General features: G+C 29.1%; 6 protein-coding genes, 3 pseudogenes and 1 riboswitch. Of the genes and pseudogenes, 3 read left to right on the top strand and 6 right to left on the bottom strand.

The features are described from left to right. Window positions 1-303 precede the first annotated feature (303 nt). A riboswitch (cobalamin riboswitch) is annotated at window positions 304-510 on the top strand. A 226-nt stretch (window positions 511-736) separates the two neighbouring features. The 3 genes from AACQ14_RS20445 to AACQ14_RS20435 are packed head-to-tail and all read left to right on the top strand — an operon-like array spanning window position 737 to window position 3646. Beyond that, on the top strand, window positions 737-1837 hold the full coding sequence (locus AACQ14_RS20445) for an ABC transporter substrate-binding protein (protein ID WP_339365435.1): 1101 nt from the start codon (window positions 737-739) through the stop codon (window positions 1835-1837). Further along, window positions 1837-2847 (top strand): FecCD family ABC transporter permease, encoded by a 1011-nt coding sequence (locus tag AACQ14_RS20440; RefSeq protein WP_339365434.1) that lies wholly within the window; start codon window positions 1837-1839, stop codon window positions 2845-2847. Before AACQ14_RS20445 ends, AACQ14_RS20440 begins: the two co-directional genes overlap by 1 nt. Continuing rightward, a complete protein-coding gene (locus tag AACQ14_RS20435; RefSeq protein WP_339365433.1) occupies window positions 2834-3646 on the top strand; it encodes an ABC transporter ATP-binding protein in 813 nt (270 codons plus the stop codon). The genes AACQ14_RS20440 and AACQ14_RS20435 overlap by 14 nt, the downstream gene beginning before the upstream one ends. A 72-nt stretch (window positions 3647-3718) precedes the next feature. Here the strand turns inward: AACQ14_RS20435 and AACQ14_RS20430 are convergent. The 6 genes and pseudogenes from AACQ14_RS20430 to AACQ14_RS20405 all read right to left on the bottom strand — a co-directional run. Beyond that, window positions 3719-4936, bottom strand: a pseudogene (locus tag AACQ14_RS20430) (ammonium transporter); the annotation flags it as partial. A gap of 31 nt (window positions 4937-4967) precedes the next feature. Then, a pseudogene (locus AACQ14_RS20425) lies at window positions 4968-5309 on the bottom strand (P-II family nitrogen regulator); the annotation flags it as partial. 477 nt (window positions 5310-5786) lie between these two features. Beyond that, entirely contained in the window at window positions 5787-8159 is a 2373-nt protein-coding gene (locus AACQ14_RS20420) for an ABC transporter permease (RefSeq protein ID WP_339365431.1), read from the bottom strand. 4 nt (window positions 8160-8163) lie between these two features. After that, a complete protein-coding gene (locus AACQ14_RS20415; protein WP_339365430.1) occupies window positions 8164-8832 on the bottom strand; it encodes an ABC transporter ATP-binding protein in 669 nt (222 codons plus the stop codon). Between the two features lie 78 nt (window positions 8833-8910). Beyond that, entirely contained in the window at window positions 8911-11235 is a 2325-nt protein-coding gene (locus tag AACQ14_RS20410) for an ABC transporter permease (RefSeq protein ID WP_339365429.1), read from the bottom strand. Further along, window positions 11235-11434: pseudogene (locus AACQ14_RS20405) on the bottom strand (ABC transporter ATP-binding protein); the annotation flags it as partial. The gene AACQ14_RS20410 and the pseudogene AACQ14_RS20405, both read right to left, overlap by 1 nt.

Below are 11434 nucleotides of genomic sequence, written 5' to 3'. Positions count from 1 at the left end.
GTTATAATTATGATATTACACCACACAAATACTTTTTTCATATAATCCCCCTTAATTAGATTGATACCCATCATTTTAATGAATTAATAAACTCAATATATTTCACCAATAGCCTGTAATAATACTGCCACTATAGAAGAAAATGTGTTTTGTAAATATATTGACGGAGACTATAAGCAAAATAGTATATGTATATGTGGAGTAGTGAGGCAGGACGCCGAACCCAGCATCTTATTTTTATAATGCATTACAACTCTTAATCACATTGACATTACTACAAAACTATGATACTATTTCTTTAAAATTTAATAGTTATTTAAGGGTGCTTTATAATGTTAACTTAACAAAGATTTAACATTAAAAGATAATAGGGAATGAGGTGTGAATCCTCTACAGCCCCCGCTACTGTAAGTAGGGATGAAATCTTAGATATATCACTGGGAAACTGGGAAGATTAAGAGAGTAACTTGAGCTACGAGTCAGGAAACCTGCCTTTAAAATCCATGTAACTAACTTCGGTGGGAAGATACGATTACATTAATTGATTAATAATTTTATCTTATTATAAATTATTTAATTTGTTAATATAACTTACAACTGTTAGTTGTGAGTTTTTTTATTTTTATATTATCTCTATAACCGTTAGCTGTTCTTATTTTCATGGAGAATTAACCTTCAAAAACTATTGAATTAATACAAAGATACTATTATAAGAATTTCCTAGGAGGACTTAATAATGAAAAATATGAAACGTGTTGCTATTTTATTGATTTTTATATTGACCGTTACTTCATTCAGTGGATGTTCAAAACAGCAGGATTCATCAAAAACTACTGTTACTCCAGATAACAATGAAAAAACCACTGATGAAAATAAGGATGCAGAAAAAGATTCAGAAACAACAACTAATAGTTCAGAAAAAGACTCTGCCAATAAAACATCAGAAGAATTACCTGAATTCATAATCGAAGATACTGACACAACTATTACATATTTAAACCCAATGGGTAATGAACAAACAATTACTAAAAATCCAAAAAAAGTTGTTGTACTTATGAATTCTATTCTAGATATCTGGTATCTAGCAGGTGGAGAAGCTATTGCTAGAGTAAGTGGTACAACTAATGTTCCAGATGCTGCTAAAGATATTGAACAAGTTGGAAAAGTAAACGCACCTAGTGTTGAAAAAATATTATCTCTAGAACCTGACCTAGTTATATTAAGCTCAACTAGAAGCCAACACGTAGAAATGGAAGATATGTTAAAGAGCAATAATATAGAATGCGCATATGTTGATGTTAGTAATAATCCTTACGATAGATTTATTGATACACTAAGATTATTTACAAAAATTACTGGCAGAGATGATATTTACAATTCAGAAGTAAAAGCTCTTAAGGAAGATATAAATAAAATTTGTGATAAAGCAAAAAAAGAAGAGCAACCTAATGTATTTATCTTATTTGGTTCATCAAAATATGTTAAAGCAGAACTTTCTACAGGCTTAGTAGGAAACATGGTAGAAATGCTTGGAGCTAACAATATAATTACTGATTCGCCAGTTGAAAATAGTTCAAAAGTAGATTTTAGTTTGGAAAAAATCCTTGAAAAAGATCCTGATGTAATATTAGTTATTCCTATGGGGGATCTTGAAAAAGTTAAAACTCGTATAAAAGATGACTTAGAATCAAATGAAGCATGGGCTACACTTACAGCAGTTAAAGAAGGTAATGTACATTATCTTCCACCAGAATTATTCCATTACAAACCTAATGCAAGATATCCTGAAGCATTTGAATATTTAGCTAAAATATTTTATTCTCAGGTATTTAAATAATGAATGAATTAAAAAATAGACATTCTTATAAGATTACCATACTAATCATTTTGTTAATTGTTACTTTTATATCATTTCTTTTTAGTATTAGTTTAGGTGCTTTTAAGATATCAATTCCAGAAATATTAAAAGCTATATTTATTGATGAAACAGGTGTCAATAGAAATATTATATGGAAAGTAAGAGTTCCAAGGTCACTTGTAGCTGGAACTGTTGGTATATGTTTGTCTTTGGCTGGAGGCATTTTACAGGGGGTAATGAGAAACCCCCTAGCCTCACCTAATACTATTGGTGTATCCTCTGGCGCAGGGTTGGGTGCAGTTTTTATTCTAGTAGTCTTTCCTGACTATGATTTCCTTGTTACACCAATTGCATTTGCTTTTGCTTTATTTACAACTATGCTCATATACATACTATCTTGGAAGAATGGTATAAAACCTCTCAGACTTATATTAGCAGGGATTGCTGTATCCTCATTTTTGGGAGCATGGATTAACACTATACTTATCTTCTATCCTGATAGAGTACAAAATGCATTAGGATTTATGGTAGGGAGTCTAGCCGCTAAGACTTGGAAAGACTTCTATGCATTATGGCCTTACGCACTTTTTGGTTTGATAGTAGCTTTCTTGTTATCCAAGAAATTGAATATATTGATGCTCGGTGATGAAATAGCCACCGGACTAGGACTGAAAATCGAGAGAGTAAGAAAAGTTTTTATTGCTTTAGCTTCACTCCTAGCAGCTAGCTCAGCAAGTAATGTTGGATTGTTAGGTTTTGTAGGATTGATTGTACCTCATATAACAAGACTTATAATCGGTTCTGACTATAGATATCTATTTCCAGCAAGTGCTTTACTGGGAGCATCATTAATGATGTTTTGTGATACAATCGCAAGAATAGTTATGGACCCTGTAGAAATACCTGTAGGTATTGTTATGTCAATGCTTGGCGCACCATTTTTTATATTCCTATTGAGAGGCGGGTTGAAAAATCGTGTTAAGAACTAATTCAGTAACAATTAATTATGGTAAAAACAATATAATCGATAACCTTTCTTTAAACATAAAAAAAGGTTCCATAAACACGTTGATCGGTACAAATGGTTGCGGTAAATCAACTTTATTGAAGGCACTTTCAAGAAATCTAAAACCTAAATATGGTGATGTATATCTTAATGGTAATTCAATTTTCCAGATGGATACCAAGGTATTGGCGAAAGAAATGTCCATATTACCTCAATCTCCCAATGCACCTGATGATTTTACAGTCTTTGATCTTGTTAGTTATGGGAGATATCCACATCTTGATTGGACTGCCAAACTTCATAAAGAAGACATTGATATAATTAACTGGGCAATAGAACTGACTAAGATGGAACACCTAAAAGATAGACAAGTTACCACTTTATCTGGTGGAGAACGTCAAAGAGCATGGATCGCTATGGCTCTATGTCAAAAGCCTAATATATTACTATTGGATGAACCTACTACATATCTAGATATCAGTCATCAATTTGAAGTACTAGAATTGGTCAAAAAGCTTAATCATACAATGAAATTAACTATTGTCATGGTATTACACGACCTTAATCAAGCTGCCAGATATTCTGATAAAATTATCGTCATAAAAGATGGTGACATATATAAGCAAGGTAATCCCAAGAGTATAATCACTAAGGAGATTCTCCATGATGTTTTTAACCTTGATGTTAGGATATTAATGGATGATTATAATGACTGTCCGTTTTTCATTCCATTAATGAATTCTAATAGATATAAAAATCCTCTAAAAAATATATCTGTCTAAAGTAGAAGGGTCTGTATTATCAGACAGTCCCTTCTCAATAACAGATATATTATATTACATTACCTTTATCTCAAAATCAGCATAACTCTCTATACCATGTTCTTCTATATCTAATCCTATATTCTCTTCTTTTTTATTAACTCTTAATCCAATAGTCAAATCAACTGCTTTGAAGATGATAAATGCAGTTGCTATTACCCAAGCTGCTACGGTAGCTACTCCTAATGCCTGAACACCTAATTGTCTAACTCCACCTCCATAGAATAGACCTAATCCAACTTCTGCATCTGCTGAAAATAAACCAACGCAGATAGTTCCCAATGCTCCACATATTCCGTGTACACCAATAGCTCCTACTGGGTCATCAATTTTCAGTATCTTGTCAATAAATTCTATACCAAATATTATAGCTACACCTGAAATAATACCTATCATGACAGCTCCTACAGGAGTAACCACTGCACATCCTGCAGTTATTGCAACAAGTCCTGCTAATGCACCATTTAGGGTCATTGAAACATCTGGCTTTTTGTATCTTATCCACGTAACACTCATAGTTACAATAGCAGAAATTGCAGCCGCCAAGTTCGTTGTAACAAATATTTTTGATATTGATGCTATATCTGCCCCAGATGAAGCTGCCAACTGAGAACCTGGGTTAAAACCAAACCATCCAAACCATAGTATAAATACCCCTAATGCACCTAATGTCAAACTATGTCCCGGTATAGCTTTTGATTTTCCATCTTTCGTATATTTTCCTATACGTGGTCCGATGATAGAAGCTCCAACCAAAGCACACCATCCTCCAACTGAATGGACAACAGTTGAACCTGCAAAGTCATGGAAGCCAAGTTGACTCAACCACCCTCCACCCCATATCCAATGCCCAGCTACCGGATATATTATTACTGATATGAAGAAACTATATATCATTTAGGATATAAACTTGGTTCTTTCTGCCATTGCACCTGATACTATGGTAGCCGCTGTAGCACAAAAAACTGTTTGAAATATAAGCGCTGTATAATCAGTATTATTTAGAAATAGTAAATCAGGAGTTCCAATTAATCCTCCTATTGATTTTCCGTACATCAAACCATATCCAATTACCCAAAACATTATTGAACCAATGGCAAAGTCCATTAAATTCTTCATTATTATATTCCCCGCATTTTTTGCTCTAGTAAATCCTGTTTCTACCATTGCAAATCCTGCTTGCATAAAAAATACTAATGTTGTAGCTATTAAAATCCATATGTTATCCAAAATAAACTTAATCTCATCCATTAAAAATTCCACTCCTGTCATTATATTTATTTTATAAAGCGTCTACGCCTTCTTCACCAGTACGAACTTTTATTACATTCTCTACTGGATATATAAAAATTTTACCGTCCCCTATTTCCCCTGTCCTAAGTACTTCTTGTGCTGTCTCAACAACTACTTCCACTGGCACTTCACAAACCACTACCTCAATTTTTGATTTTGGTAATAAATCAATACTGTATTTGTTACCCCTGTAATATTTTGTTTTACCTTTTTGCTGTCCACATCCTAATACATGTGAAAATGTCATACCCGTAATACCTATTTCATTAAATGCTTCTTTTAACTCTTCTACTTTACTAGGTCTAGTAATAATATCAATTTTGGTTATTTTATTCATTTTTAGCCTCCTTCTTTTACTAGAACATAGGTTAGCTAATCTTTTTTAAAACACTAGAAAAGCACCTAAGTGGTATCTTCCGTAGGAAACTTCCATAAAAGAGAACAAAAAAAGGCCTACGTACTCTTGTTAGAGTACATAGACCACTTTGTCTACAAAATTTAAATACATCTTTGTATTTATTATTATGAAAGTTGTTTATTTAAAAAGATTATCATGTAACTTATGTTCAATATTTATATATCCATTATATACGAATTTGAGAATATGTCAATACATGTTTATAGATTTATGCAACTTTTTATTTATTAACCTTCATTTTTATTTTAACAATGTATGTATTTATCATTATTACAACTTCTAAAAATAAGTTTTTATATAGTTTTATGGTTTTTATTATTTCCAACCATTCATTTAGCATAATATTATGTCAAATTTTTTATCCCTTAGAATATTTTCTTTGTAAGTTAGTTAAATCCATCTTATTAAATCAACGACACTTTCTTTATCCATCCGTTTCAAACTCATTTTAATTATCAGCCTAATAATAATATAGTATATTGGAATTATTATTAAACACCAATAAGGAAATTTAAATATAAATTCACTATTTTCTGGAATGCTTGAAAAATCATCAAAAGACAATTTTGTTATAAAATATCCTGCTGGAATACTTATTATAGTAATAAAAGATATTAGTATATTACCTTCAAAAACAAGATATTTATTAAATTGTTTCTTAGTCATTCCAATAGCTCTTAACATACCGAATTCTCTTTTTCTATTTACTATAGATGTATACATGATATTAACTAACATACATAAACTTATCATAGCTATCATACCAATAAATGAGTTTATCATTACAAAAGCATTTGCTTTATTTTGATACAATTTTTTTAATTCTACGTCAATATAAGTAGTGTAAACCTCTTCGTCATATTGAAATTTTTCAACTATTTTATTTTTAACATCATCATATCTATCTTTTTCAATATTTAATCCAACTAGAGAATAACCTAGTTCATTTTTGTTAAAAGCATCATTTGTGAAATTCTTACTGATTAACAATGGTGGAGTAATGTATTTAGTGTAATGATATAAACTGATTTCTCCTACTACTCTAATTTCTTGATTATTGATAATAAAAGTTTCCCCTATATCATAATCATATTCATCAAATACATCAAAAACAATACACCAATTTTTCATAGTCTTCAATTCTTCAAGAGTATATGGTGTCTTCATATACTTATATCTGCATTCCAACATATTGTCATTGTAACTATATAAATTAATATCAGCATCCTCATTGTTATCCTTATATTTTTGTAATTGTTCATTTTTTTCTGTATAACTTTGATCAATTTCTATTTCATCAATAGGTGTCTTTCCAATTCCTCTAACTTCTATATTCTTACGTTCTATACCTTCTATTTCATCAATATATATCATATCATCATAATCTATACCTGATATTTGGATATCTCCTACTAAACCTCTTGTTACCATAAAATCTGAAAAAGCATAAGAAAAGAAATGAGTAAAATATAAAAACAGAACAACATTAATGCTAATAGTTAGAACTGACAAGACTGTTTTAAAACGATTGTTATTAAGATTAACATAAGCTAGTTTCAACGCAGGGTTATTAAATTTTCTTTTTTTCATTTTGTTTCTTTTTACCTTTACCTTATCAATAAAATGAATTGAATCAACTATTGACATTTTTTTAATTTTTTTACTAGGTATTTTTAAAGCTAACCAAACACCCACTGCTTCTAAAAGTAATGTAATTATTAATAGACTTAAGTATAGATTATCCCTAAAAGCTATCGATACATATGTTTTAATATACTCAACTAAAGTAAACTTGTCTTCATAATAGCTTTTATATTGACTGTTAAGACTAAAACTATTAAATAATATACCTATTACAATACCAATAAATGCACCATTTATATAATAATAAATCCCCTCTTTTGTGAATAACCTTCGTAATTGTTTATTAGTCATACCAACAGCTTTTAATAACCCTATTGTATTAACCCTTTCAATTAATGCATAAGAAAAAATATTACTTATAGTAATAATACTTAGGATAACAACCAATAAAACAACCAAGATATATTCAACTGAATTTTGCAAACCAGATCTATACCTTACATTTTTTTTATCTATACCTGATGTTTTAGCAATTTCATTAAATAGACTAATTTTATCAAATGTTTTCTTTACAGAAACAAATATAACACTATCTAATTCGTTTGGATTTGCATTATCTATATATTCTTGACTGATAAAGCCTGTGTTTTTATTTTTGTCATACCCTCTGGCTTTTACTATTCCAGTTAAAATGAATTTTTTTGATTCTACTGATTTGTCCTTATTTATTAGATTAAGAGTAATGTAATCTCCTATATTAAAGTCTTGTCCTTCTATAATACTTCTTGTTAATGCTATTTCATTTTCTCTGTTAGGATATGCTCCTTCTTCTATTTTATAATTAAACCTATCCATATACTCTGAATCAGCATTTTCCAAATAAAATCTTCTATTATCGAAATCAGCTAATTTAGTCAATACAGTTTTCAACGAACTATTAATTACATTATCATTATCCTTGACTTCATCTATTTGTCTTTGGGTCACATTAGTAAAATACCCATCATATGTAGCCATTTTCTCTTCATAATGCATGGTATTACTTATAATACGTCCAACATATAAATTACCAATTGATAATACTAGAATAGTCGATAATACTATAGACCATATAACTAATTTCCTTCGTAATTTGGATGATGATAAATATGCTTTTGATAATTTTTTAATGCATTTCATATTATCACCTTCCCTCTTCTACGATTGTTCCATCTTTTAGTTTAACTATTCTATCAGCTTCTTGAGCTATTTTTTCATCATGTGTTATTAATAGTAGTGTCTGATTATATAATTTTACTGTTTTTTTGAGTAAATGCAACACTTCTTCACTATTTTCTGAATCAAGATTCCCTGTAGGTTCATCAGCCAAGATGATAGAAGGATTGGATGCTAAAGCTCTTGCTATTGCTACCCTCTGTTTTTGACCTCCTGATAAAGCATTAGGTAGATGTTCCCTACGGTCATATATTTTCAGTGTTTTCATTAAATCAGTTATGTATTTTTCATCAACTTCCCTTCCATCTAGTTCAATTGGTAATATAATATTATCCCATGCATTAATAATGGGTATAAGATTATAACTCTGAAAAACGAATCCTATTTTTCTTCTTCTAAAAATAGTCCTCTTGGTTTCATTCATATTAAATATATCTGTATTATCAATTAGAACTTTGCCTTCTGTAGGCTGTTCAAGACCTCCTATTAGATTAAGTAACGTTGTTTTACCAGAACCAGATGCACCAACTATTGCAACAAATTCCCCTTTATCAACAACTAGATTGATGTCATCAACAGCTTTTACTGTATATTCTTTTCCAGTAAAATATTTTTTCAGTTGTTTTGTTTTTAGCATTTATTAATACCTCCTATGTTATACTAACTTTGATTATTATTAAACAGTATTATTTTATCAACTAACTTATCATATTAATCATTCACTAAAGCGAATTCTATTTACTAATGAATCTTTAAATAAATTAATTTTTATTATTTTCATAACAACTATATGACCAATTAACATTAGTGCAACAAATAAACAACTCTGTATATATGGATAGCTATAAGTTAGTCCACCCATTAAGTCATTAGCTTTATTACAGATTATATAACCTGATACATTACCAATAGTTAATCCTGTAAAAATTGTAATAATAATGTAGAATAAACTTTCTAATTCAACCAAATTATTAAGCTGTCGATTAGATAAACCAACTGCTTGTAGTATTCCAATCTCTTTTTTTCTAGCCAAAATACTTGCACTCATAGTATTAATGTAATTAATAAATCCAATAATTGTAACTACAATAGCTAACCCATACATTAGAACAGATTTAGTATGTAAAGCTTTTTTAACTACTTCTAACGTATCAAAATAACTTATTATATACAAGTTATCATTTTTATCAACCAATGAACGTAGTTCTCTATTAATATCTTCATATTTCTTTCTATCTATATTCATTGATATATTAAAATTTATATTTGTTTCAATTAGTTTTGACATTATATCTTCTGATACAAATAATCCATTTTCTTCTATTATATGCACAATAAATTGTTCTTCGAGTTTTCTATTACCATCATATATAACTACATTTAATACTTGTCCATCACTAAAGGAATAAAATACATTAGCATCTTCTCCTATCAAAAGAATATTCTTGTCATGTACTGGAGCTTTTCCCAATAAATGATCAAATTCCTCTTGTGGTATACAACTTACACTATCAAATAGTGAATCCTCACCTAACTTAGCTCTAACTTTTTTTTGTATCTTAACATTTTTTATCCCGTCTATTGATTGAATATGTTGAATTAAACTTTTATCTAGTGGATTGTTAAGTTGTAATTGATTTAATTTAATTACTGTTTTTGATTCCTCTTCTGTATAATTATGTAATTTTATAATAAAATCTGCACCAACAGATTTATACGCAATATCTTCTGGTTTAACTGAATTCATAAAAGCAGAAGCAATTAATATTAGTATACTACTAAAGCACATTGACATTAATGTTAAAACAGTTCTTTTTTTATGACTAAATATATTAATTAACATCAACCTAAATACTGTAAGTTGTTTATAATATTTTTTTCTTTTTTTTGTCTTATACTTTCCATTATGCCTTATAGCTTCTATAGGAGAGATCCTTGATGCTATTTTCATTGGTTTTAATATAGAAATAAAGACTGTTATATAACTAATAGCAACAGACATTAAAATCACCATCAAATAATATCCCGAGAATTCTATAGGGTTTTTGGATATAAGCCTGTTAATAATAATAAAATTAATAACATATGCTATAGCAACTCCTATGGGAATAGCAATGGCAGATAATATGGACCCTTCAAAAAAAACTATTTTCTTCATTTGTCTTTTATTCCCACCTATAGCTATAATTTTTCCATAAGCTTTTATATTATGTATAACAGATATATTAAATATATTATAAATAATCAAAAAAGCACAAGTAAAAATAATAAGAATTATCACTATTACGAATAAAGCACTGCTTGGTTCAACTACTTTAGTATTAAGATAGAATTCATTTACCCTCAAATATTTTTTATCCACATTTATGTTTTCAATAATTTGACTAAACTTAGCATTTATTTCTGTTATAGATAATTTTTCATTAAATCTAATATAAGCAGTAAATCTTAAATCCTCTTTCTTTACATGATTCTCCAAAAACGTTAATGATACTCCTGCAAAATAAATACCTTTTAATTTAAAATTCTCTCTTGCTTGTGTTATACCCACTAAAATAAATTCTGTTTCACAATGTTTGTCTTCAATAATATAGTCTAATTTAATATGTTCACCTATTTTAGGTGAGTAACCTAATAATTCTATTGCTTCTTTATCCAGCATTATTTCATTTTCTGCTTCTGGTACTTTACCTTCTATTAAATCTATATCAATTAAATTTAATTTTTGTAACATAGGATCTTTATACTCAATAGAAATGTAATTTTTATCTACAATACTTTTCCCTACAAATGCATATTCCCCTAACTGAGCTTGTTTTTGGATAAAGTCAATATCTTCCCTACGCAATTCCGAAATTCTTCCATGATTTTTACCATATAAATGTTCTATCATATTTTTCTGTTCTACATAATTTTTTATGCATATAATGCCTACTGAGGTAAACAGTACAGTTGTTAGCATAATTGCAATAATACTTAATAAGCTTTTTTGTCTATTAACTTTTAAGTTTGATTTAGCAATAACATATTCTATTCCCATTAGCTCACCACCTTACCGTCTTGAAGCCTTATAATTTTATCTGCTTCCTGAGCTATGCTATCATCATGAGTTATCATAACAAGTGTCTGATTATATTTTTTAATTGATTTCCTAATTACAGTAATTACTTCTTCTTCTGTTTTTGAATCTAAGTTTCCAGTAGGTTCATCAGCTAAAATGATTGCAGGTTTACTAGCTA

This window comes from Vallitalea maricola, assembly GCF_036985595.1.
GTDB lineage: Bacteria > Bacillota > Clostridia > Lachnospirales > Vallitaleaceae > Vallitalea > Vallitalea maricola.
This window is presented reverse-complemented; position numbering and strand designations above follow the sequence as displayed.